At 74.0% G+C, this 22,132-nt stretch carries 22 protein-coding genes; 9 read left to right on the top strand and 13 right to left on the bottom strand.

Annotated features, from left to right (window positions below):
• The first annotated feature begins 14 nt into the window (after positions 1–14).
• Positions 15–821 (top strand): hypothetical protein, encoded by an 807-nt coding sequence (locus tag BXY45_RS03330; protein WP_109772873.1) that lies wholly within the window; start codon positions 15–17, stop codon positions 819–821.
• 3 nt (positions 822–824) lie between these two features.
• On the opposite strand, the gene BXY45_RS03325 is transcribed toward BXY45_RS03330, so the two are convergent.
• A complete protein-coding gene (locus tag BXY45_RS03325) occupies positions 825–1,652 on the bottom strand; it encodes a carbon-nitrogen family hydrolase (RefSeq protein ID WP_218566880.1) in 828 nt (275 codons plus the stop codon).
• 37 nt (positions 1,653–1,689) lie between these two features.
• On the opposite strand from BXY45_RS03325, the gene aroQ reads away from it, so the two are divergent.
• On the top strand, positions 1,690–2,133 hold the full coding sequence (gene aroQ, locus BXY45_RS03320; RefSeq protein ID WP_109772871.1) for a type II 3-dehydroquinate dehydratase: 444 nt from the start codon (positions 1,690–1,692) through the stop codon (positions 2,131–2,133).
• Between the two features lie 81 nt (positions 2,134–2,214).
• Here aroQ and BXY45_RS03315 read toward each other — a convergent pair whose 3' ends face one another.
• The 4 genes from BXY45_RS03315 to hisC all read right to left on the bottom strand — a co-directional run bounded on the left by BXY45_RS03315 (position 2,215) and on the right by hisC (position 7,183).
• Positions 2,215–3,690 (bottom strand): dihydrolipoamide acetyltransferase family protein, encoded by a 1,476-nt coding sequence (locus BXY45_RS03315; RefSeq protein WP_109772870.1) that lies wholly within the window; start codon positions 3,688–3,690, stop codon positions 2,215–2,217.
• A 41-nt stretch (positions 3,691–3,731) separates the two neighbouring features.
• Complete coding sequence (locus BXY45_RS03310; protein ID WP_109772869.1) at positions 3,732–4,814, bottom strand: alpha-ketoacid dehydrogenase subunit beta; 1,083 nt, start codon at positions 4,812–4,814, stop codon at positions 3,732–3,734.
• A complete protein-coding gene (pdhA, locus tag BXY45_RS03305) occupies positions 4,811–5,956 on the bottom strand; it encodes a pyruvate dehydrogenase (acetyl-transferring) E1 component subunit alpha (RefSeq protein ID WP_109772868.1) in 1,146 nt (381 codons plus the stop codon). Before pdhA ends, BXY45_RS03310 begins: the two co-directional genes overlap by 4 nt.
• A gap of 96 nt (positions 5,957–6,052) precedes the next feature.
• Positions 6,053–7,183: a histidinol-phosphate transaminase gene (gene hisC / locus BXY45_RS03300; RefSeq protein WP_211319184.1), complete on the bottom strand. Its 1,131-nt coding sequence runs from the start codon at positions 7,181–7,183 to the stop codon at positions 6,053–6,055.
• Positions 7,184–7,277: 94 nt separating this feature from the next.
• Here hisC and BXY45_RS03295 point away from each other — a divergent pair, with 94 nt between their 5' ends.
• The gene (locus BXY45_RS03295; RefSeq protein WP_109772866.1) at positions 7,278–8,750 is read left to right on the top strand and encodes a sugar porter family MFS transporter; all 1,473 of its coding nucleotides are present in this window, start codon (positions 7,278–7,280) and stop codon (positions 8,748–8,750) included.
• A 32-nt stretch (positions 8,751–8,782) separates the two neighbouring features.
• Here the strand turns inward: BXY45_RS03295 and BXY45_RS03290 are convergent, their stop codons facing one another.
• On the bottom strand, positions 8,783–10,387 hold the full coding sequence (locus tag BXY45_RS03290; RefSeq protein ID WP_109772865.1) for a PGAP1-like alpha/beta domain-containing protein: 1,605 nt from the start codon (positions 10,385–10,387) through the stop codon (positions 8,783–8,785).
• Positions 10,384–10,806 (bottom strand): hypothetical protein, encoded by a 423-nt coding sequence (locus BXY45_RS03285; RefSeq protein WP_146211063.1) that lies wholly within the window; start codon positions 10,804–10,806, stop codon positions 10,384–10,386. Before BXY45_RS03285 ends, BXY45_RS03290 begins: the two co-directional genes overlap by 4 nt.
• Before the next feature lie 25 nt (positions 10,807–10,831).
• Between BXY45_RS03285 and BXY45_RS24465 the strand changes: the two genes are divergently transcribed.
• The 4 genes from BXY45_RS24465 (at position 10,832) to purB (ending at position 14,778) form a co-directional block, all read left to right on the top strand.
• Entirely contained in the window at positions 10,832–11,470 is a 639-nt protein-coding gene (locus BXY45_RS24465) for a glycosyltransferase family protein (protein WP_146211062.1), read from the top strand.
• Complete coding sequence (locus BXY45_RS03275; RefSeq protein WP_211319183.1) at positions 11,467–12,078, top strand: MOSC domain-containing protein; 612 nt, start codon at positions 11,467–11,469, stop codon at positions 12,076–12,078. The genes BXY45_RS24465 and BXY45_RS03275 overlap by 4 nt, the downstream gene beginning before the upstream one ends.
• Positions 12,079–12,233: 155 nt before the next feature.
• On the top strand, positions 12,234–13,220 hold the full coding sequence (locus BXY45_RS03270) for a peptidoglycan DD-metalloendopeptidase family protein (protein WP_109772862.1): 987 nt from the start codon (positions 12,234–12,236) through the stop codon (positions 13,218–13,220).
• Positions 13,221–13,377: 157 nt separating this feature from the next.
• Positions 13,378–14,778 (top strand): adenylosuccinate lyase, encoded by a 1,401-nt coding sequence (gene purB / locus BXY45_RS03265; RefSeq protein ID WP_109772966.1) that lies wholly within the window; start codon positions 13,378–13,380, stop codon positions 14,776–14,778.
• Between the two features lie 4 nt (positions 14,779–14,782).
• On the opposite strand, the gene BXY45_RS03260 is transcribed toward purB, so the two are convergent.
• The gene (locus tag BXY45_RS03260) at positions 14,783–14,968 is read right to left on the bottom strand and encodes a hypothetical protein (RefSeq protein ID WP_109772861.1); all 186 of its coding nucleotides are present in this window, start codon (positions 14,966–14,968) and stop codon (positions 14,783–14,785) included.
• 303 nt (positions 14,969–15,271) lie between these two features.
• Between BXY45_RS03260 and BXY45_RS03255 the strand changes: the two genes are divergently transcribed.
• Positions 15,272–16,057, top strand: coding sequence for a CPBP family intramembrane glutamic endopeptidase (locus tag BXY45_RS03255; RefSeq protein ID WP_342799508.1), 786 nt, complete (start codon positions 15,272–15,274; stop codon positions 16,055–16,057).
• A 21-nt stretch (positions 16,058–16,078) separates the two neighbouring features.
• Here BXY45_RS03255 and BXY45_RS03250 read toward each other — a convergent pair whose 3' ends face one another.
• Genes BXY45_RS03250 through BXY45_RS03235 form a run of 4 tightly spaced genes read right to left on the bottom strand, consistent with a single transcriptional unit; the run spans position 16,079 to position 20,129 of the window.
• Positions 16,079–17,824, bottom strand: coding sequence for an ABC transporter ATP-binding protein (locus BXY45_RS03250; RefSeq protein ID WP_211319182.1), 1,746 nt, complete (start codon positions 17,822–17,824; stop codon positions 16,079–16,081).
• A 44-nt stretch (positions 17,825–17,868) separates the two neighbouring features.
• On the bottom strand, positions 17,869–18,114 hold the full coding sequence (locus BXY45_RS03245) for a hypothetical protein (protein WP_245961622.1): 246 nt from the start codon (positions 18,112–18,114) through the stop codon (positions 17,869–17,871).
• A gap of 33 nt (positions 18,115–18,147) precedes the next feature.
• Complete coding sequence (locus BXY45_RS03240) at positions 18,148–18,837, bottom strand: phosphatase PAP2 family protein (protein ID WP_109772860.1); 690 nt, start codon at positions 18,835–18,837, stop codon at positions 18,148–18,150.
• Positions 18,834–20,129, bottom strand: coding sequence for a lycopene cyclase family protein (locus tag BXY45_RS03235; protein WP_170131293.1), 1,296 nt, complete (start codon positions 20,127–20,129; stop codon positions 18,834–18,836). The genes BXY45_RS03240 and BXY45_RS03235 overlap by 4 nt, the downstream gene beginning before the upstream one ends.
• A gap of 73 nt (positions 20,130–20,202) precedes the next feature.
• Here BXY45_RS03235 and BXY45_RS03230 point away from each other — a divergent pair, with 73 nt between their 5' ends.
• Entirely contained in the window at positions 20,203–20,799 is a 597-nt protein-coding gene (locus BXY45_RS03230) for a GNAT family N-acetyltransferase (RefSeq protein WP_109772858.1), read from the top strand.
• Here the strand turns inward: BXY45_RS03230 and BXY45_RS03225 are convergent.
• On the bottom strand, positions 20,777–22,096 hold the full coding sequence (locus BXY45_RS03225; protein WP_109772857.1) for an MFS transporter: 1,320 nt from the start codon (positions 22,094–22,096) through the stop codon (positions 20,777–20,779). The genes BXY45_RS03230 and BXY45_RS03225 overlap by 23 nt on opposite strands.
• Positions 22,097–22,132: the final 36 nt, after the last annotated feature.

Raw genomic sequence — 22,132 nt, 5'->3', positions numbered from 1 at the left:
CCAGACTGACGCTCGTGACCGCCTCCCCCGCCCCGTCCTCAGCCCTGCTGCCCGCGGCGGTGACGGCCCGCACCGTCGCCGCCGGGTCCGGCGTCGCGGTGCTCGCCGTCGCCGGATGGCGCAGCACCGGCGTCCTGCACGGCTGCGACGACGAGGGCCGCCTCGTGCTGCTCCTCCCGCCGGACGCGACGCTGCCCGACCTGCCGCCTGTCGGCCCCGCCCCCGGATCGTGCGTCCTGGAGGTCGAGCGCAGCGCCGCTCTGCCCGACGCCACGGTCCCGCTGGCCAGCGTCCAGGTGTGGCTCGACCTGGAGGAGGTGCCGCCCTCAGAGCGGCCCGACGCACTGGAGCTCCTGGCCGCCTGCCACAGCCTCACGAGCGCGCTGCGCAGCTGGCGCGGGCGCCGGCTGCTGCGCGGCACCGTGCAGCACGTCCACTGCCACCGCGCACCGCGCTGCGAGGAGGTGGGTGCCGATGCCTTCCGCACCGCTGTCCCCGACCGCGTCGCCCCCTGGGAGGCAGACGCGCTCGAACGGCTACGCGTGGACCTGCGCGAGGAGCTCCTCGACGGACTGCGTCACTGCGCGCCCGCGGCGCGTTCGCGTGTCGTCATCGACGGCCCGGCCTGGCGCGGCACCGCTGACCTTGCGGACGCGCTGCCGATCGCCGTCGACGAGCGCGGCACCACGGTGCTGGGGGTGCTCTCCGACGGAGACCACCTGCACCTGCGGCTGTCGTTCTCGAGCACGCCGCTCGACCCGGACGACGTCGTCGACCTCACGGCAGCGGCCCTCCACGAGGCCATCGCGGCCTCTGCCTGAACGTCAGAGGCGGCGGTCCGCGAGCACAGGGAACTGCTCGCGGCAGCGGGCCACCTCGCCGAGATCGACCTCGACGTGCAGGATCTGCTCGTCGGCGCCGGCCTCGGCGAGGTCCTCGCCCCACGGACTGACGACGGCGCTGTGGCCGGCCATCGGGGTACGCGCGTGCGTGCCCGCCGTCCCCACCGCCACGAGGAACACCTGGTCCTCCACGGCGCGGGCGCGGGTCAGCAGCCGCCAGTGGGCCAGACGCGCCGCCGGCCAGGCCGCGGGCAGCAGCACCAGCTCGGCGCCGAGATCCACCTGGCGGCGGAACAGCTCGGGGAACCGCACGTCGTAGCAGGTGGCGAGACCAGTCCTTGTGCTGGTGCTGGCACTGCCGTCGCCGTCGCCGTCGCCGTCGGCACCCAGCGGCAGGTCGACGACGACGACGTCCTCACCGGCCTCCATGAGCAACGGCTCCCCCGCCCCGAACCCGAACCGGTGCACCTTGCGGTAGCTGGCCAGCAGCGCGCCGTCGCGTCCCAGCACCACCGAGGTGTTCCACAGGTGCCGGCCCTGCGGCCCGGGCTGCTCGGTGCGCTCCACCAGCGACCCGCCGTGGACGACGGAGCCGGCGGCGCGGGCGGCGTCGGCAAGGGCCCGCACGGTCGGCCCGTCGAGGGGTTCGGCGCGCGCCTCCCACTCCCGGTAGGAGAAACCGCCCGGGGCCCACAGCTCGGGCAGCACCACAAGGTCGGCTCCGCGCTGCTCAGCCACCAGTGCCGCGACGCGGTCGACGCGAGCGGCGACCGGCTCGTCGTCGTCGTAGCCGACCTGGAGCACGCTCACCTGAAGAGTCCTCGCCACGGCTGGCACCCTAGGCGGCGTGACCGCACCCGTCTTCCTGTTGAACGGCCCCAACCTCGGGCGGCTGGGACTGCGCGAGCCCGCCGTGTACGGCTCGACCACGCTGGCCGGGCTGGAGGCGCAGTGCACCGAGGTCGCCGCGCAGCTGGGCCTGGAGCTCACCTGCCGCCAGACCGACACCGAGGGCCAGATGATCGGATGGGTCCACGAGGCGGCCGACCTCGGCGCCGGCGTGCTGCTCAACCCCGCGGGGTGGACGCACACGTCGGTGGCGCTGCGCGACGCCTGCGCCCAGCTCACCGCCCCCCTGGTGGAGGTGCACCTCACCAACGTGCACGCCCGCGAGCCGTTCCGGGCGCACTCCTACATCTCCCCCGTGGCCGCGGCCGTCGTCGCCGGCATGGGCCCGGAGGGCTACCTGGCGGCGCTGCGCTACCTCGCCGGCCGCCTCAACCCTTCCTGACCGCAGCCGAGCGCCTCGCTGCGGTCCAGAGCCGCCTCCGGACCGCAGCCGGGCGCCCGGCTGCGGTCCGCACGGTGCGGGTCAGGCCCAGCGCAGGGCGGTGTCGGGCCGCTCGAGCACCCGGGCGACGTCGGCGAGGAACTTCGAGCCGAGGTCGCCGTCCACGAGTCGGTGGTCGAAGGAGACCGACAGCTCCACCACGTCGCGCGGCTTGACCTTGCCCTTGTGCACCCACGGCTTCTTGGCCACCTGACCGACGCAGAGGATCGCGGCCTCGCCGGGGTTGAGGATCGGGGTGCCCGAGTCGACGCCGAAGACCCCGATGTTGGTGATCGACAGGGTGCTGCCGGACAGGTCGGCCGGCTGAGAGCGTCCGGCGCGCGCGGTGGAGACCAGGTCGCCGAGGGCGTGCGCGAGCTGCACCAGGGACATGTCGTGGGCGTCCTTGATGCTCGGCACGAGCAGCCCCCGGGGGGAGGCCACGGCGATGCCGAGGTTCACGTAGTGCTTGATGACGATCTCCTGCGCGAGCTCGTCCCAGCTGGCGTTGATGCCGGGGTGCCGCGCGGCCGCCAGGCACACGGCGCGGGCCACGAGCAGCAGCGGGGAGACGTGCACGTCGCGGAACTCCCGCTCGGCGCGGATGCGCTCGAGCATCTTCATGGAGCGGGTCACGTCCACGGTGACGAAGGCAGTGGCGTGGGGCGCGGTGAACGCGCTGGCCACCATCTGGCGGGCGGTGGCGCGGCGCACACCGCGCACGGGGATGCGGGTCTCGCGCCCGTCGGCGACAACACCTTCGGTGGGAAGCTCCACCACCACGTCGCGCTGGCCGGGGGGTGCCTCGGGAGCGGCGCCGCGGGCATCGACGAAGGCGCGGACGTCGTCACGGGTGACCACGCCACCGTCACCGGTGGCGACGACGCTGGCCAGGTCGACGCCGAGGTCGCGGGCCATGGCGCGCACGGGCGGCGAGGCGAGGGGCCTGTCGGTGCCGTCCTGCTGGGGCCGACGCGACACGGGAACCGACGCACCAGCGCCGACCGGAGCCTGGCGGCGCACGGTCCGGCGACGGCGGGCGGGGTGCCCGTGGGTGGCGGGGCGCACGCCGTAGCCGACGAGCACGGCCTCGCGTTCCACCTCGTGCTCGTGCTCGACGGCGGAGACGGGTCCGCCCTCCAGGCCGGAGCCGCCCTGCCCGGTCGGCGCGACGGGCGCGGGCCGGTGCGGGTGGTCACGGGGCGCCTCGGGCGCGGCTGACCCGCCCGGGGCAGCGGTCTCCACGGCGATGATGGGGGTCCCCACGGCGACCGTGGTGCCCTCGGGGACCAGCAGGCCGACCACGGTGCCGGTGAACGGGATCGGCAGCTCCACGAGGGACTTGGCCGTCTCGACCTCGACCACGGTGTCGCCGTCGGTCACGGTGTCGCCCACGGCCACGGTCCACCGGACGACGTCGGCCTCGGTGAGGCCCTCGCCGACGTCGGGCAGGAGGAAGTGCTGGGTGCTCGTGGTGCTGGTCTGGGTGCTGGTCGGGGTGGTGGTCTGGGTGGTCATGGGCGCCTCCTCGTGGTCAGCACAGCTCAGGTCGGGGCAGCTCAGGCCAGGACGCGGTCGACGGCGTCGAGCAGGCGCTCGGCGTCGGGCAGGTAGTGCTCTTCGATGCGTGCCGCCGGGTAGGGCACCGCGAACCCGCCGACGCGCAGCACAGGCGCCTCGAGGGAGTGGAAACAGCTCTCCGTGACCCGCGCGGCGATCTCGGCCCCCGTCCCGAGGAACACCGGGGCCTCGTGGACGACGACGACGCGGCCCGTGCGCCGGGCGCTGGCCTCGACGGCGCCGATGTCGAGGGGGGACAGGCTGCGCAGGTCGATGACCTCCAGCTCGACGCCCTCCTCCGCGGCGGCCAGGGCGGCGTCGAGGGCCACCCGCACCGTGGGCCCGTAGGCGACCACCGTGACCGCGCCGCCCTCGCTGGCCCTGGCACCGTTCACGGGCCGGGCCACGCGGGCGGAGTGCAGGCCGGGGGCGGTCCTGAGCGCCTCGGCCGAGGTGTCGACGCTGCCCTTTTCCCAGTAGCGCCGCTTGGGCTCCATGACGATCACCGGGTCGGGCTGGGTGAGCGCCTGGCGCAGCATCCAGTACGCGTCCTGCGGGGTGGCGGGGCTGATGACGCGCAGCCCCGCCGTGTGCGCGAAGTACGCCTCGGGCGACTCGCTGTGGTGCTCCACCGCGCCGATACCGCCCCCGTAGGGGATCCGGACGACGACGGGCAGCTGCGCGGTGCCCGCCATGCGCGCGGGCATCTTGGCCAGCTGGGAGACGATCTGGCTGAAGGCGGGGTAGACGAAACCGTCGAACTGGATCTCGCACACGGGCCGGTAGCCGCGCAGCGCCAGCCCGATGGCGGTGCCGAGGATGCTGGCCTCCGCGAGCGGGGTGTCGACGACACGGTCTTCCCCGAAGGTCGCCTGCAGGCCATCGGTGATCCGGAACACCCCGCCCAGGCGGCCGATGTCCTCGCCCATGAGCAGGACCTTCTCGTCGGCGGCCATCGCGTCGTGCAGGGCGGCGGTGATGGCCTTGGCGAGGGAGAGCGTGGTCGGCCCGGCGACGGCGCTGGTGCTCGACCCTGGCCGGCCGGAGTCCGCGGCGGCGGGTCGGGTGGTGGTCGCGCTCATCGGGCCTCCTCCGGCTCGGTGGCCAGCCAGGTCTGCAGCCAGGCACGCTCGGACGCGACCAGCGGGTGCTCGGCGGCGTAGGCGTGGTCGAACATCGAGGTCGGCTCCGGGTCGGGCATCTCACGCACCCCTCGGCGCACGCGGGCGCCGAGCTCGTCGGACTCCTCGCGGACGGCGTCGAAGAAGGCCTCGTCGGCACAGTCGATGGCCCGCAGGTGTGCCTCGACGCGGGTGAGCGGGTCGCGCGGGCGCCAGGACTCCTCCTCCTCGCGGGAGCGGTAGCGCCCGGCGTCGTCGGAGGTGGTGTGGGCGTTGACCCGGTAGGTGACGGCCTCCACGAGGGTCGGGCCGCCACCACTGCGCGCGCGGTCGGAGGCGGCGCGGATCACGGCCTCGACAGCCAGGACGTCGTTACCGTCGACCTGTACGCCGGGCATCCCGAAGCCGGCGGCCCGCAGGTGCAGCGGCGCGGCGCTCTGGCGGGAAGCGGGGGCGGAGATGGCCCAGCCGTTGTTCTGGCAGAAGAAGACGACCGGTGCGCTGAAGACGCCGGCCCAGCTCAGCGCCTCGTTGACCTCGCCCTGGGAGCTGGCGCCGTCACCGAAGCAGGCCATGACGGCGCTGTCGCGGGAGCGGTCTCCGGTGCCGACGAGGCCGTCACGCTGCAGGCCCATGGCGTACCCGGTGGCGTGGGGCAGCTGGGCGCCAATGACCAGTGTGTAGAGGTGGAAGGCGTGGTCGGCCGGGTCCCACCCGCCGTGGCTCGCGCCGCGGTAGAGCTGGAGCACCTGCACGGGGTCGACCCCGCGCACCCAGGCGAGGCCGTGCTCGCGGTAGGTGGGGAAGACGTGGTCCTGCGGGGCGAGGCCGTGGCCGGCGCCCACCTGGGCGGCCTCCTGGCCGGTGCAGCTGGCCCACAGGGCGAGCTCGCCCTGGCGCTGCAGGGCGGTCGCCTCGACGTCGAACCGGCGGACCATCGCCATGTCGCGGTACCGGGCCCGTAGCTGCTCTGCGTCCACGGAGGCGACCAGCTGGGCGTACCCGGCGAGCTCGGGCTCGTCGATCTGGTCGGCACGGCGGCGCACCCCGGTGGGGTCGAGCAGCTGCACCGGCGCCTGCGGCGCGGGGGCGACGAGGGGCACACGACCTCCTGTGCTGGGCTACCTACGGAACCGTACCTTACGGTTCCGTAGGTCCCCAGGGGAAGCGACGCGCGCCACCTGGAGCAGCAACCCCTTTCAGCCCACCCGATCGGGGCTCCACCGCTGGAGGAATGCCCCGCAGACCTCCAGCAGGACGTCATCAGCGGCCGCGTCACCGACCGTCGCTCGCACGCCGTCGCTGCCGTAGCCGCGCACGGACAGACCGGCCTCCGCGCAGGCGGCCACGAGGTCCGGGGTGGCACTACCGACCGGCAGGTAGACGAAGTTCGCCTCCGACCGTGGCAGGCGCCACCCCTGGCGGGTCAGCTCCGCCGCCACCCGCTCCCGCTCGTCGACGATGCCGTCGACCCGCTCCAGTAGCGCCTTTTCCTGCTCCAGCGACGCCACAGCAGCGAGCTGCGCGATGCTCGAGACCCCGAACGGCACCGCGGCCCGGCGCAGCGCCTCGGCCACGGGCTCGTGCGCCACGGCGTACCCGACCCGGAGCCCAGCGAGCCCGTACGCCTTGGAAAAGGTCCGCAGCACCATGACGTTGGGGTGCGCGCGGTGGACGGCCAGGCCGTCGGCAGCGGTGGGGTCGCGCACGAACTCGAGATAGGCCTCGTCGACGACGACGAGCACGTCACGCGGCACGCGCCCGAGGAATGCCTCCAGCTCCTGGGCGCCCACCACGGGTCCGGTGGGGTTGTTGGGCGTGCAGACGAGCACCAGACGCGTCCGCTCCGTGATGGCGTCGGCCATGGCGTCGAGGTCGTGACGCCCCGCGCCGTCCAGCGGCACCGGCACGGCTGTCGCCCCTGACAGCCCTACGACGATCGGGTAGGCCTCGAACGAGCGCCAGGCGAAGACGACCTCGTCACCGGCCTCGCACACGGCCTGGAGCAACGAGCTGAGCACCCCCACGCTGCCCGTGCCGGTGACGATGCGCGGCGCCGGCACGTCGAGGCGCTCCGCGAGCGCGGACACGAGCTGGGTCGAGGCCATGTCCGGGTAGCGGTTGATCTCGGTGACCGCGCGCTGCACCACCTCCAGCACGGCGGGCAACGGGGGGTAGGGGTTCTCGTTGGAGGAGATCTTGTAGGAGGTGCCGTCGGGGGCCACCGGTGCTGGTCGGCCGGGGACGTACCCGGGCAGGGCGCTGATCGCCGCGCGCACGCGGGGTGACGCCAATGGCGACGACGACGGAGAGGACGACGGGCTGTTCACGCGGCCACGGTAGGGCGAACACCGAGGCACCCATGAGTGTGATCATGAGAGTAGTCAGCGTGCGCTGGCGAGAGGTGAGGCGCACTGTTCACGGATGAGCAGCACGACCCAGGGCAGCGGTGGGGTCTCCCGCACCGGCGAGGAGAAGACCACCGGGAAGGTCATCGCCATCGCGGTGGTCGCCGCCGTCGGCGGGTTCCTGTTCGGCTTCGACTCCTCGGTGGTCAACGGGGCCGTCGAGGCCATCGCGAAGCAGTTCGACCTGGGCGAAGTCCTCCAGGGCTTCGCGGTCTCGTGCGCGCTGCTCGGAGCGGCGGTGGGCGCTTGGTTCGCCGGTCCGCTGGCCGACAAGTACGGCCGCACCCGCGTGATGGTGATGGCCGCGGCCATCTTCGCGGTCAGCGCCGTCGGGTCCGGGCTGGCCTTTGCCGTGTGGGACCTCATCCTGTGGCGCACGATCGGCGGGGTGGGCATCGGCGCCGCATCCGTGATCGCCCCCGCCTACATCGCGGAGGTCTCCCCGGCCGCCATCCGCGGCCGGCTCGGCTCGCTGCAGCAGTTCGCCATCACCGTCGGCATCCTGGCGGCGCTCATCTCCAACGCGCTGCTCTCCAACCTCGTCGACGGCGACGCTGCCGCCGAGCTGTGGTGGGGCCTGGCGGCGTGGCGGTGGATGTTCCTCGTGGGCCTCGTGCCGGCGGTGGTGTGGGCGGCCCTGGCGCTGGCGGTGCCGGAGTCTCCGCGCTACCTCGTGGCCAAGGGCCGCCAGGAAGAGGCGGGGCGGGTCCTCGCGAGCATCCAGGGCCTCAAGGACCGGGGGACCATCAAGCGCCGCATCGCGGAGATCGCCAAGCACCTCGCGGCCGAGCGGGAGCCGTCGCTGCGCGACCTCAAGGGGCCGCGTCTGGGGCTGAAGCCCATCGTCTGGGTGGGCATCCTCCTGTCGGTCTTCCAGCAGGCGGTCGGCATCAACGTGATCTTCTACTACTCGACCTCGCTGTGGAGCTCGGTCGGCTTCGCCCCCGAGCAGGCGAGCCTGTTCTCGGTCGTCACTGCCATCACGAACGTCCTCGTGACCCTGGTGGCGATCGCCCTGGTCGACAAGGTGGGTCGCCGCCCGATGCTGCTCGCCGGCTCGGTGGGCATGGCGGTGTCGCTGGGTGTCATGGCGCTGTCCTTCACGCAGGGCGCGGTCAACGGAGACCAGGTCTCGCTGCCCGCGCCGTGGGGTCCGATCGCCCTCGTGGCCGCCAACCTCTTCATCGTCGCCTTCGGCATCACCTGGGGTCCCGTGGTCTGGGTGCTGCTCGGTGAGATGTTCCCCGGCCGGATCCGCGCCGCCGCTCTCGCGGTGGCCGCGGCTGCCCAGTGGATCGCCAACTTCGTGATCAGCACCAGCTTCCCGACGCTCGCCTCCATCGGGCTCCCGGTCGCCTACGGGCTGTACACGGCACTGGCGGTGCTGTCGTTCTTCTTCGTCCTCAAGGCGGTGCCGGAGACCAAGGGCCGCGAGCTGGAGGACATGGACGACCTGCACGTGGAGCGCCGCGCCCGCACCCACGCCTGAGTGCCGCGTCCAGGCACCGAGGTGGACCCGCGTCACGGCCCGATGCGCCGCGCGACCACCTCGGTGACCTGGGACGTCGATCCGGACTCCGCGAAGAACTGCGAGGTCGCGTCGCGGTAGGCCACCAGCGACGGGGCCGTCGAGGTGTCCGCCGCGTCACCCAGCAGCGCGTAGCCGTCGGTGCCGTGCGCGTCCAACCCCTGAGGGGTGGGAGCGGTCACGGTGGTCAGGTGGCTGTTGGTCTTCGTGTTCTCGAGACCTTCGGCGTCGGGCACGGGGTCGTTGGTGTGCTCCAGCGCCAGCACGTCAACACCGGCCGGAATGTCGATCGCTCCGATGGGTGACCCGGCGGTGAGGACGGCCTCGACGTCGTAGCTCGCCCGGACGGACGGGTCGGCGGCCATCTGCGCCGCCACGATGCCTCCGAGGCTGTGACCGGCCAGCATCACCGGCTCGCCCGGCGTGACGCCCGCCTCGACCAGAGCTCCCAGCACGGCGTTGCTGTAGGCGGAGGTGTCGCCTGCCACTGCCCGCAGGATCGCGTCCGAGGACGCTGGGAGCGGAGAGCCCTCGGCCCAGTCCTGCGTCCCGGGCACGTAGACCACGGCAGCCCGGCTCCCGTCGCTGTGGGTGATGCGCTCCACACGGATGCGGCCGTCGGGCCCCGATCCGTCATCCGCCGCGTGGATGCGCCGGATCGTGTCGCCGACGCCACGGGACGGCCCGGCTGCGCTCACCGACGCGGGAAGCGCGCGAGGGACGACGACGACGTCGGTGCTGGCCCCGATGCCCTGGGCTGCTCCCGCGCGGGCTGCGCCGCGGGCCAGCAGCGGGGCCGGGGGCGTTGCCATCGCGAGAGGACCGGCGAGGAACCCGGCGGCGAACGCCACAGCGGGTTCCCTGGCGGCGTTGCCAAGGTCCCGCAGCTCACGCTGCAGGGCAGAGGGCGGCTCCCGGTCGAGGGAGGTCTGGTCGAGGGAGGTCTGGTTGGCCGGAGAACTCGCAGCTGCCAGGGCTCCCGACGGGACAGGGCCCGTGAGCTGAGGCCCGCTCTGCGACGGCAGCGGCGGGACAGCACTTCCGGGCGGGAGCGTGAGCTGAGGTTCGGCGCTGGCCGGAAGCAGGCCCGTCAACCCCTGCGTGGCAGCTGGCTTCTCTCCGGTCAGCTCACCCACGGTGTCCATGACCCCGTCGATGAGGATGCTCAGCCGCGGAAGGGCCGTCACCAGCGCCACGCCGGCCAGCATCGGCAGCGGGCCGAACTCCATGCTGACGGCAGTACCCACGGTCGCGCCCAGGGCGCCCCACCGGTTGCGCAGCACCTCCTCGGCATCGCGGTAGACGGTGGCGCACACGGCGACGGCCTCCGAGAGGGTGAGGGTGTCGAAGGCGACGTCGTTCATCTCCCGGTGGAGACGGGTCAGGGTGATCTCCAGCTCGATGACCGCTCCCGGGTCGACGACGGCGCCGTCCAGCCCCTGCAGCAGGCTCCTGCCCCACCCCAGGGCCTCGGCGGCGTCGCTGAGCTCCGCCACGCAGCGATGCAGGCGGGTGACGGCGACGTCCACCTCGTCGAGGTCAGCACCGACGCCTCCGGCGCCTCCCACGACATCGAGCCCGCTGGCGTCGGCGCTCACTGCGGCCAGCCCTCGGCCGCACGCAACGCCTGACCGGCGGCCGCACGCCACTCGGCGCTGTGCGCGAGCTCGTCCAGCTCGCCGGCAAGCCGCACGAGCCTCTCGACGCGTCCGGCGACGACGAACCTGAAGGTCGACGCGGCCGAACCCTGCCAGTCGAGCGCGAGCAGCTCACGATGGACGGTTTCCTGACCACGGACGGCCTCGGCAGCGCCGTGCAGGCGCGCCGCCAGCTGCGCGAGGTCATCACCTGCGGCGAGGGAGGCGCGGACGCCCCCCAGGTTCGGCACATGGCCACTGAGGTTGGGCACGCGCCGATCGTCGGTCGATGGGTCCGCCGTGCCCAGCGCCGTCAGCTCAGCCTGTGGATGACGCGGCCCGCCGCCACGCCTGTGGGCGGACGACGTGCGCACGAACACCCCGCCGCCCCGTACCGTCAGCCCCGTGGAGAGGCTGCACGACGCCACCGGCGACCTCGAACCGACCTTCGCCTGCTCCCCGCCCCCCGGCACGGCCCGGGTCGACGCCGTGCTCGCCGCGGCCGGCGGCCGGGCGCCGCGGTGGGTGCTGGACCGCCTCCCCGAGGGCTACCGCGGCGTCGTCGCCCCCCTGGACGCCCACGCCCCCGATGGCCTCAGCGCCGCCTGGGCGGCGGGCCTGGCCCGCACGACCGCGCCCGTCGTCGTCCTCCTCGACGGTCGCAGCGGCGTGGACCCCCGTGAGCTGCACCGGCTCGCCGAGCCGATCGCACGGGGCAGCGCCGACCTTGTGGTGGGTCTGCGCCGCGCCGGCTGGGGAATGACCTCCCTGTCCTGCTGGCCGCCCCACCGGCGCCTGCTCGACGCCGCCGCGACCCGGCGCCTCAACCGCCACCTCGCCGCCGAGAGCGCCGCGGCGGGACACGACGCCAGCGGCCCGCCGCTGCGCCTCACCGACGCCGCCCGCGTCCTGGCGTGCCGGCGCCAGCTGCTCACTGCCCTGGACGACACCAGCCCCGAGGAGGTGCTCGCCGCAGCGGCCCGCGGCGGGTGGCGCGTGGCCCAGGTGCCGGTCCACTGCGGCCCCGGCCCCCTGCGCCGGTGAGCGGACCACCACCGGACGCGCTCGCCGAGCTCGAGCACTCGACGCCCGTGGACGTGCTGCACCTGCTCGTCTCTCCGGTGCACCGCTACTTCGGCCGCCCGAAGGACGGCCCGCTCCCCGTCGACGAAGCCACCTCCGAAGACCGTGAGATCGCCGACGTCGTCGCCGGCCGAGGCATCGTCGGGGACCGGTTCTTCGGCAAGGCGGCCCACCTGGACGCTGCCGTGACCCTGCTCGCCGTGGAGGCGCTGGAGGCGGTGGCCGCGCAGCTCGCCGTCCCCGCCTTCGACCCGCTGCTGGCCCGGCGCAACGTCGTCCTCCGGGGCGCCGAGCTGGAACCGCTGCGGGGCAGGGTGTTCGCGATCGACTGTGGGGACGGTCCGGTGCTGCTGGCAGGCCGGCGGCAGGCGGCCCCGTGCGCGTGGATGGACCGGCAGCTGGCGCCGGGTGCTCACGCCGCCCTGCGGGGACGGGGTGGCCTGCGGTGCGAGCCCCTGAGCTCGGGACGCCTGCGGCGCGGGCCCGCGCTGCTGCTCAGCGACGTCCCGCTCGATCCGGCGCGCGCCGGATCGGCCGTACTGCCTCGCGGAGGCCGCCCACTGCCCTGAGCTGACCGGCTGACCTGAGCTGACCGGCTGACCTGGATCGACCAGCAGCGACGGCCAGCAGCGGGGAACGGTCACAGAGAGCAGTCGCGCAACGCAACGACACGCTCACGGCGTGGCGCCGAGGAATCGGACCCCCGTGTGCTTAGCGTGACGAAGTGACCGCAGTGCCGGAGATCCCGCACCCGTCCCGCTCGCTGCTCGACGAGCTGGTGCTGCTCGAGGGCGGTGCCCCTCTGGTCTCCTCAGCGCCCAGCGCGCCGCCGGGCCTCCCTGCACCCCGAACCCCGCAGAAGCCGCATCGCGACCGCCTGGAGGTGGTCACCACCCCGACCCGCACCCCCTTCACGGTGCGTGCTTGCGCACGCCTGCGCGGCGTGTCCTCCGCGGCGGGTGCGGCCCTCGTGGTGACCGGTGTGGCGCTGCACCTGCTGCCGCTCCCCTGGCCCGTGCTGGCCGGTGACGCGGCCACCGCCGCCGGTCTGGCGGGCGTCGCGCTGGTCGCGCTCGCCGCGCTGCTGTCGGTGGCGGCGCCCCGCGGCCGGTGGAGCTCCGTGCAGGTGCTGGCCTCGCCGCTGTCCGGACGCTGCGTGGAGGTCGACGAGTCGGGTTCCACGGGTGCCGGCTCCTACGGCCGGGCGCACGCCGTGGGCCTGGTCCTCGACGTCGCTGTGCCCGACCCGGCCGCGGTGCCGGTGCCCGGTCGCCGCGCTGCGCTCGCGCGCCGCGTGGGCCTGCTGCCGGTGGGCGACGCCGCCACGTTCGGCGAGCCGGTCCTGGCACCCGCCGACGCCACGGTGCTGCGCGTGGTGGACGGCTCCCGCGACCACGCCTGCCGGCAGGGGCACCTGGCCCGCTTCGCCGGGGGCCTGCTCGACGCGGTACGCGAGCTGGTCGGCGCTCGCGCCGTGTTCGGCAACCACGTGGTGCTCGACTGCGGGGCCGGCCGGTACGCCGTCATGCCGCACCTGCGCCGCGGCTCCGTGCGCGTCAGCCGGGGTGACCGCGTGCTGCCCGGTCAGGTCGTCGGGGCCGCGGGCTGCTCCGGCGCCGTCGCCGAGCCCCAGGTGCAGCTCGTGCTGGTCGACACGCCCCGCCTGCGTCTGGCCGCCGGCGTCCCGGTCCGCCTGGTCTCCGTCGACTGAGGACCTCGGAGGACGACGACGAGAGCGTCCGTCCACCGCAAGCGCCGCCTCTGCTCTGAACGCCCCCGTGCCGCATGGCGCGGGGGCGTTCTCGCGCCTGGGAGAATGAGGCTCCGTGAGCACCTCCACGCCTGCTGCCGCACCGTCGTCGTCCTCGCTGCCGTCGTCCTCGGCGCCCCTGGCCGAGGCCGGCTACGCACTCGGCGCGCTCGACGGGCGCTACCGCGGCGCCGTCGCCCCCCTCGTCGAGCACCTGTCCGAGGCTGCCCTGAACCGCGAGCGGCTCCGGGTCGAGGTCGAGTGGCTGGTGCACCTCACCACCGTCGGTGCTGTCCCTGGCGCCCGTCGGCTCACCGACGCCGAGACGGCGTCGCTGCGCGCCCTGGTCGATGGGTTCGGGCCCGTCGTCGTCGAGGAGATGGCCGCCATCGAGCGGGAGACGGTGCACGACGTCAAGGCCGTCGAGGTGTGGCTGCGTCGCCAGCTGGCCGCCGGCAGTGCCGCCGACCTCGTGGAGCTCATCCACTTCTGCCTCACCAGCGAGGACGTCAACAACCTCTCCTACGCGCTCATGGTGCGTGGAGCCGTGCAGCAGGTGTGGCTGCCCGCCGCACGGGCGCTGCACGCCCAGCTGGTTCAGATGGCCCACGACGCCGCCGGCGCCGCCGCCCTGGCCCGGACCCACGGCCAGCCCGCCACCCCCACCACGCTCGGCAAGGAGCTCGCGGTCACGGCGGCGCGCCTGGACCGGCAGCTGCGCCGGGTCGAGCGCGCCGAGTTCCTCGGCAAGCTCAACGGCGCCACCGGCACGTACGCGGCGCACGTCGTCGCCGTCCCCACCACGGACTGGCAGGAGGTGTCCCGCACCTTCGTGGAGGGCCTGGGCCTGCAGTGGAACCCGCTCACCACCCAGATCGAGAGCCACGACTGGCAGGCCGAGCTCTACAGCGACGTCGCCCGGTTCAACCGCGTGCTGCACGACCTGTGCACCGACGTCTGGAGCTACATCTCGCTCGGCTACTTCGCGCAGGTCCGCGGCCAGGGCACCGTCGGCTCGAGCACCATGCCGCACAAGGTGAATCCGATCCGGTTCGAGAACGCCGAGGCGAACCTCGAGGTCTCCAACGCCCTGCTCGACGTGCTCGCCTCCACGCTCGTGACGTCTCGGCTGCAGCGCGACCTCACCGACTCGTCGATGCAGCGGAACATCGGGACGGCGTTCGGCCACTCCCTGCTGGCCATCGACAACGTGCGCAAGGGCCTGGCCGGTCTCGACGTCGACCACGCCGCTCTCGCCCGCGACCTCGACGCCAACTGGGAGGTGCTCGGTGAGGCCGTCCAGTCGGTGATGCGCGCGGCGTCGGTGGCGGGAGTGCCCGGCATGGACGACCCGTACTCCCGCCTCAAGGAGCTCACCCGCGGTCGCCGCGTCGATGCCGAGGGCATGCGGACGTTCGTGTCCGGCCTGGGCCTGCCCGACGACGCCCGCGAGCGCCTGCTGGCGCTGACGCCCGGCACGTACACGGGCATCGCGGAGCAGCTCGCCCGCACGGTCTGAGGCGTCAGGAGCGGGGACGCTCCTGGCCGGGCGGCGCCACCTGGTCCCAGCCCTTGAGGACGGGCTCGCGCAGGTGCTTCCTCGGGCCCTCGCGGCGCTCCTTGGAGGCGGCGCGGGCCACGAGCGCGATGAACAGCGCGATGACGAGGATGGTGCCCCACAGGACGAAGCCCACGATGCCGGTGCTCACCCCTCCACGGTAAGACCGTGAGATGAGTGCGTCTGCCCTTCAGCCGCTTAACGGCTGGGACATCGACGATCCCTTCGCGACGTCGCGCGCCACGCTGGCCATGCTCTGAGGGCCGCTGCCCGGGGGGTCGATCCCTCCCAGCGGGCTTCCAGCGCCCGCACGGACACTGGCACCGTGACGCAGGTGGAGCGAAGCGGAGCCGCCGGCTCCTCCGATGACGCCCCGACCGCCGTAGGCACCGGAGCTGCTCCGGTCTCCGTCGACGACCAGCCGCTCGAGCGGGGGCGGGTCCTCGGCGAGGTCCTGCTCGTCGCGGCGCTGTCGCTGGGTCGCTCGGGCGTCTACGCCGTCGTCCAGCTCATCGCGTTGGCCACGGCGGCGGGCGGTGTCGCCGCCGGCACCGCCACCCTCAACCCCTCCCGCAGCCCCAGGCCGTACCTCGACCTCACGTACCAGCTGCTCGGCATCGGCTTCGCCCTGGTGCCCGTGCTCCTCTGCCTGTTCCTGCTGGCCGGCGGCACGTCGGGCCGCGGGCCGCTGCTCCCGGCGCTGGCTCGCGTCTGCCACCGGATCGGTCTGGACCTGCGCCGCCCCGGCCGCGATCTCCTGCACGGCGTCGGCCTGGCAGCGGTCATCGGGATCCCCGGGCTCGGTCTGTACGTCGCCGGTCGAGCGCTGGGCTTCACCGCGCAGGTCCAGGCATCGGCGCTCAACGAGGCCTGGTGGACGGTTCCGGTGCTCGTCCTCTCGGCGCTGCAGAACGCGCTGCTCGAGGAGGTGCTGGTGGTCGCCTACCTCCTCGACCGGCTACCACGCCTGGGCCTGCGCCGCCCGCGCTGGCTGGGCCGCCTGTCGCCATCGGCATGGACGGTCATGTGGGTGGTCGCCGCGAGCGCGCTGCTGCGCGGCAGCTACCACCTCTACCAGGGCTACGGACCGGGCTTCGGCAACCTCGTCATGGGGGTGGTGTTCGCCCTCGTCTACTGGCGCACGCACCGGGTGATGCCGCTCGTGGTGGCGCACACGCTGCTCGACGTCGTCGCCTTCGTCGGGTACCAGTACCTCGCGGGGCCGCTCGGCCTGACCTGACCTGCTCCGACCTCCGGCGGGTCAGTCGGCCACGAGCAGCTGCGTCATGGCGAGCTCCCGGTAGAGCGGTGTGCTCTCGAGGAGCTCTTCGTGGCGACCGATGCCCACCACGCGCCCCGCGTCGAGTACCACGATCTGGTCGGCGTCGACCACGGTCGAGAGCCGGTGTGCCACCACGATCAGGGCCGTGGAGCGCTGCTGCACGGCGTCGAGGGCGCGGGCCAGGGCTGCTTCGTTGCGGGCGTCGAGGCTGGCGGTGGGCTCGTCGAGCAGCAGCAGGTCGGGGTTGGCCAGCAGGGAGCGGCAGATGGCGAGCCGCTGCCGCTCGCCACCGGACAGCAGCACGCCGCCCTCGCCGACCGGCGCGTCCAGCCCCAGCGGCGAGCGGGTGACCAGCGCCGAGAGCCCGACGGCCGCGAGCACCCCGGCCACCTCGTCATCGGTGGCGCGCGGGGCGGCCAGCAGGAGGTTCTCCCGCAGGGTGCCGGCGAGGACGGGCGCCTCCTGCTCGACGTACCCGAGCCGGGCGCGCAGCGCGGCCCGTGGAAGGTCGCGCAGATCGACGCCGTCCAGCCGGATGCTGCCGGAGGTCGGGTCGGCGAAGCGCTCCAGCAGCCCCAGCAGCGTCGACTTGCCCGCGCCCGACGGCCCGACGAGCGCCGTCCGTGTGCCCGGTTCCACGCGGAACGAGACGCCGTCGAGCACGCGCGTCTGGCTGCCCGGGTGGGTGAAGGAGACGCTGTCCAGCTCCAGCAGGGCCGCCGGGCCGGGCGTCGCGGAACGGGCCGGCGGCGGGTCGGCGCGCGGTCCGGGGTCTTCCTCGCCGAGGGCGAGCACCTCCTCCACCCGGGAGAGCGCCCCGAGGCCCAGCTGCAGCTGCGAGTACGCGCCGAGCAGCTGCCCCAGGGGCATGACCAGGAGGAACAGGTAGAGGATGAAGGCCACGAGGTCGGCCACGCTGATGGATCCGCTCGCCACCCGGTAGCCACCCACGCCGAGCACCGCGACGAAGGCGCCCTGCACCGCGACACCGACGAGCGGCGAGATCACCGCCTGGACCCGGGCAGCTCGCACCCCTGCGTCGTAGGCCTGCTCGGCGGCACGGCCGACCGCGTCGACCTCCCGGTCGGTCGCGCCCGAGGCGCGCAGCGTGCGCACCGCACCGAGGGCCCTCTCGACGGCGGCCGTCATGGCCCCCACCCGCTCCTGCGACGTCCGGGCCAGCTCGCGCAGCCGGCGACCCACGCCCACCCCGGCGGCCACGCCCACGCCGACGGCGAGGAGGGTCACCCCGAGGAGCAGCGGATCCACCAGGGCCATGGCCACCACCGCCCCCATGGCCAGCAGCGCCGAGGAGGCCACCTCGAGGAGGCCGGAGGTGACGACGGCGCGCAGCAGGGTGGTGTCGGAGCCCACCCGGGAGATGAGGTCGCCCGTGCGGCGAGCGTCGAGTTCGGCGACGGGCAGGCGCAGCAACCTGCCGACGAGGCGGCGGCGGGTCGCCAGGACGACACCCTCCGCCGTGCGCTGGAGGAGGTACTGCTGAACCGCGCCGATCAGCGACCCCGCGAGGAGGACGACGACGACGGCCGCCACGGCCGTCCCCACGGAAGCGCCGACCTGGACGCCGTCGATGACGCGGCGCACCAGCAGAGGCTGCGCCAGGCCCGCCGCAGCGGTGACCAGCGACAGCGCGGCAGCGGCCGCGAGCGGCCGCCGGTGATCCCGCAGGTGGGGCAGCAGGCTCCGCAGCCCCTCGCGCCGCACCGTCGACTGCGGCGCGGCGGTGTCAGCGGGCGCCGGGGACGCGCTCAGCGATCGCCCCAGCGGGAGAGGCGGAACCGCTGGTGGGCGGCCTGCCGGGTCACGCCCATGGCCTGAGCGATCGCGGCCCAAGATGCCGAACGCACACGCGCCCGGCGCACCGCGAGCATCTCGAGCGTCTCCAGCTCCCGGCGAGCAGCGGCCAGGGCTGCCAGGGCCTGGAGCGGGTCGTCATCACCGGCTCGCGACACCAGTGCCGCCAAGGCCGCCACCTCCTCGTCGTGGACTCCCACGACGTCAAGGTTGATTGACGCTGGCGAGGGTTGTCAAGAAGAATTGACAGAATCGGCCCCCGGCCTGACCCATGGCCTGACCGCTGCGGCGAGCACCAGGGCGACGGCCGCCCCGGTGCACCACCCGGCGAGGACGTCGGTGATCCAGTGCGCCCCGATGTACACCCGCGTGAGCCCCACGACGAGGGCGAACACCCCGGCCGCAGCCACGACGGCGATCCGCGCCCACGCGGAGCGCACCGCGCAGACCGCCAGGAGTGCCATGCCGGTGGCCAGCGCCGCCGAGGCGGTGGCGTGACCGCTGGGGAAGGACGGGTCCAGCGGCGCCTCGAGCGCGTCGGCCGCCGGCGGGCGCGGTCTGTCGACGAGCCGCTTGGTGCTCGCACTCACCGCCGGCGCCAGGCCCACCACGAGTACGCCATAGACGACGGGTCGCCACGTTCGCCACCGCACGGCCAGGGGCACCACGAGCGCAGCGGCCAGCACTGCCCGGTACGGCGTGGTGCCGAGGTCGGAGAGCAGGCGTACCGCCGGGGTGAGGTCCGGGGAGCGCAGGCGCTCCCCCAGCTCCTTCGCCGGTGCGTCGAGGCGGCTGAGAAGGCCCTGGTGCAGCACATCTGCTCCGATGGCCACCACTGCCGCGACCAGGACGGCTGCCGCCACGAGCAGAAGCCGCCGGACGGACCACCGCCGGTGCAGAGGTGCGTCGGTCGAGAGGTTCATCGGCCAACCCCCAGGCGCCAGGCGGCGTCCGCGGCCGCCGCCCGCAGCATCGGCCCGCGCGGGGAGGTGGCCATCAGCGCGAGCTCCTCGGTCGGGCACGTCAGCCCGTCCAGGAAGCGCAGCACGCGCTGCGGCGGATTGCTGGTGAACAACCTCACGAAGAACTCCGGACCGTCGATGCCCCCGCGCCGCGGCCCGTCGAGGAGGGCGCGCAGCAGGAGCGCATCCATCCACGCGTGCCTGCGCGGGTACGGGCGCGGGAGGTCGAGCCGGTCCCCCGGTACCCCGGCTGCCAGTTGGCCGGCCAGCGCGCGGGCTGCGCGCTGCATAGCGCTGAAGGCGTATCCCGTGGAAGGACGTACCGCGCCGCCCGCCGTCCCCAGCTTCACCACACGGCTGCGGCGTGCTCCGGGAGGAGCGGGCGGGCGCTGCGGGAACGGCGCGTCGGTCATGGGAATGGTGCCGGTCTCCTCGTGCTCCACGCGCAGGTCGGCGCTCGCCGTCGTCCCCAGAGCACGGGGCAGATAAGCGTCCAGGGCAGCGGCGTGGTGCACCTGCCCCAGGGACCGGGGGACGAACGCGGTGTGCTCCACCAGCACAGACGCGGAGTCGGTCGGCAGGCAGTAGCCGAAGGCGAGACCGACGTCAGGCTGGGGCACGGAGAAGTCCATGAGCACAGCGCGGTCGGCGTCGATCCCCGCGCCGGGCAGGCGGAACCGGCGTCCCAGGAATTCCTGCACGAGGCTCGACGCACCCGGCCGGGACGGCGGCGCGGGCCGGGAGTCGAGCAGGGTGCGCGTCCGCAGGGCTGCCCGCGGCAAGATCACGCGCACGCCGTCGTCGTGCTCCTCGACGCCCTCCGCGAGCTCCGCCGCATGCTCCAGCTGCAGGCTCCCACTCGCCTGCGCGCGCCCCACGACCTCCGCCACGTGGGCGTAGTAGTCCTCCCCGCGGACCATGACGTAGCGCAGCGGTGCGAGGTCCAACGGCACGTCGGTGCCGTCGGCGGCCACCAGGTGCACGGTGTCCCACCAGCGGTGCACGGCCGGCGCCAGCACCGCCTCGCTCGGGCCGCCTCGCGGCAGCCACGAGCACCAGGTTCGATCGGAAGGCCGGTGGACGAGCCTGTCGAGGGGATCGACGACGACGACGCGCAGCGGGCGCCGATGCTGCTGGCGCAGCAGGTGCAGCGCCAGGTGGTGCAGCACCGCGATGCCCGCGCCGCCGCCGCCGAGCAGCACGACGTCGGCGTCGCGGACGCATCTGTCGGGACGTCGTTCGGAACCGGGCACCCCAGCATCGTCACCCACCGGGTAGCGATCTTCCTCGGATAGCCACCTCAGCAGCGTTCGCTACGGTGTCGGCGTGACCCACCTGGTGACCACCGAACGCCTCGTCGTGCGCAACTGGGAGAGTTCCGACGCCGCCGCGGCGCTGGCGGTGTTCGGCAACGAGCAGGTCTCTCGCTGGCTCGCCCCGGCTGCCGACGCCGTGCCCGACGAGGCGGCCATGTCCGCCCTCATCGAGCAGTGGCGCGCCGAACACGGACGCCCGGGAGACGACGCCGGCCAGTTCGTCGGGCGCTGGGCCCTGGCCCGCAAGGAGGATGACGTCGTGGTCGGCGCACTCGTCCTGCGCACCATGCCGCCCCACGGGGAGGACGTCGAGATCGCCTGGCAGCTGGCGCCGGAGCACTGGGGGCACAGCTACGCCACCGAGGGCGCGCGGGCGCTGGCGGCGTGGGCGTTCGCCCAGGGTGCGGCCGAGGTGTTCGCCGTGGTGCGGCCGGGCAACGAGCGCGGCGAGTGGAGCGCTCGGCGCATTGGCATGGAATGGGTCGGCGAGACCGACAAGTACTACGACCTGCACCTGCGCGTGTACCGGCTGCGCCCGAGCGACCTGGCCCCGCCGGACCCGGTGACCACGGGCTCGCTGCCCGTCATCCCCGTCCCTCCCGCCTGAACCGCTCCGCCAGCGAGGTCCGCAGGGGAGGGATCACCACTCCCTCCGCAGCCAGGCGGGAGCGCACCTGACGCCGGCTCACGAGTACGCCGACCACGCCGACAGCCCAGACGGCGTACTGGACACTGAACGCCGTGCGGAAGTCGTCAAGGGAGTAGTCACCCCCGGTGGCGTCGAGCACCACGCCCACGGCGAGCACGGTGACCAGGCTCGCCACGAAACCGCCGACGTTGACGATGCCCGTGGCGGTGCCCTGGCGATCGGCCGGGTTGAAGGTGCGCGCGTAGTCGAAGCCGACCATCGACCCGGGCCCGCCGCTGGCGAGGGCCAGCACGAGCAGCGTCAGCAGCCACAGGGGCGCCGGCCCGGGCCAGGCGATGACCGCTGTCCAGCCGGCGGCATTCGCCGCCACGATGGTCAGCACGAGCCACGAGCGGCGCAGCGGGTGCCGCGCCACGAGCACCCCCAGGAGCGGTCCCGCGACCAGACCCGCGACGACGTACACCGTGAACAACGTGCTCACGACCTCCTGCGGCACGCCCTCCCCTCGCTCGAGGAAGGGAAAGCCCCACATGAGGGCGAACACCGTGCCGGGGAACTGGGTGACGAAGTGGCTCCACAGCCCCAGGCGCGTGCCGGGCTGGCTCCAGGCGCGGGTCAGGTCCTTGCCGGCGGTGGCCCAGCTCAGTGGAGGGCCCGACCGGGTGCGGGTGTGGGGCGCGTCACGGACGACGACAGCGACGAGGACGACGGCGAGTACGCCGAGCGCCGCCGCCGAGGTGAACGCCGCCGTCCATCCCGACCCTGACAGCAGCGCAACGAGCGGCACCGCGGAGAGGATCTGTCCGATCTGGCCGAGGAGCCCGGTGAGCTGTGTGACCACGGGCGCCTGCCGCGCCGGGAACCACGCGCCCACCAGGCGCAGCACGCTGATAAAGGTGAGTGCGTCGCCGGCGCCGACGAGCACGCGACCGGCCACGGCCAGCGGTAGCACCTCCCCGAAGGCCAGCACGAGCTGGCCACCGGCCATGAGCAGGCCACCGGTGACCACGAGGCGGCGGGTGCCGAACCTGTCCAGCAGCACCCCGGCGGGCACCTGGAGCACCGCGTAGACCAGCAGCTGCAGCACGGTGAACGCCGAGACGGCGGCAGCCGTGGTGTCGAACCGGTCCACCGCGTCGAGCCCGGCGACACCGAAGGACGTCCGCTGGAGGATGGCGACGACGTACGCGGCCACGCCGACGCCCCAGACCAACCAGGCGCGCCACGGGGGGACGGGGGCGGTGGTGGGCGGCATGTCAGGACCAGTGTGCGCCCTGCGTCACCAACGACG

The organism is Quadrisphaera granulorum (assembly GCF_003149145.1).
GTDB lineage: Bacteria > Actinomycetota > Actinomycetes > Actinomycetales > Quadrisphaeraceae > Quadrisphaera > Quadrisphaera granulorum.
The sequence above is the reverse complement of the archived record's forward strand: the minus strand, read 5'-3'. Positions and strand labels throughout refer to the sequence as shown.

Coding starts and splice junctions, on each gene's coding strand:
- BXY45_RS03315 (WP_109772870.1), bottom strand. CDS start 3,690: ATGACCACCCAGACCACCACCCCGACCAGCACCCAGACCAGCACCACG.
- BXY45_RS03310 (WP_109772869.1), bottom strand. CDS start 4,814: ATGAGCGCGACCACCACCCGACCCGCCGCCGCGGACTCCGGCCGGCCA.
- BXY45_RS03295 (WP_109772866.1), top strand. CDS start 7,278: ATGAGCAGCACGACCCAGGGCAGCGGTGGGGTCTCCCGCACCGGCGAG.
- BXY45_RS03240 (WP_109772860.1), bottom strand. CDS start 18,837: ATGAACCTCTCGACCGACGCACCTCTGCACCGGCGGTGGTCCGTCCGG.
- BXY45_RS03225 (WP_109772857.1), bottom strand. CDS start 22,096: ATGCCGCCCACCACCGCCCCCGTCCCCCCGTGGCGCGCCTGGTTGGTC.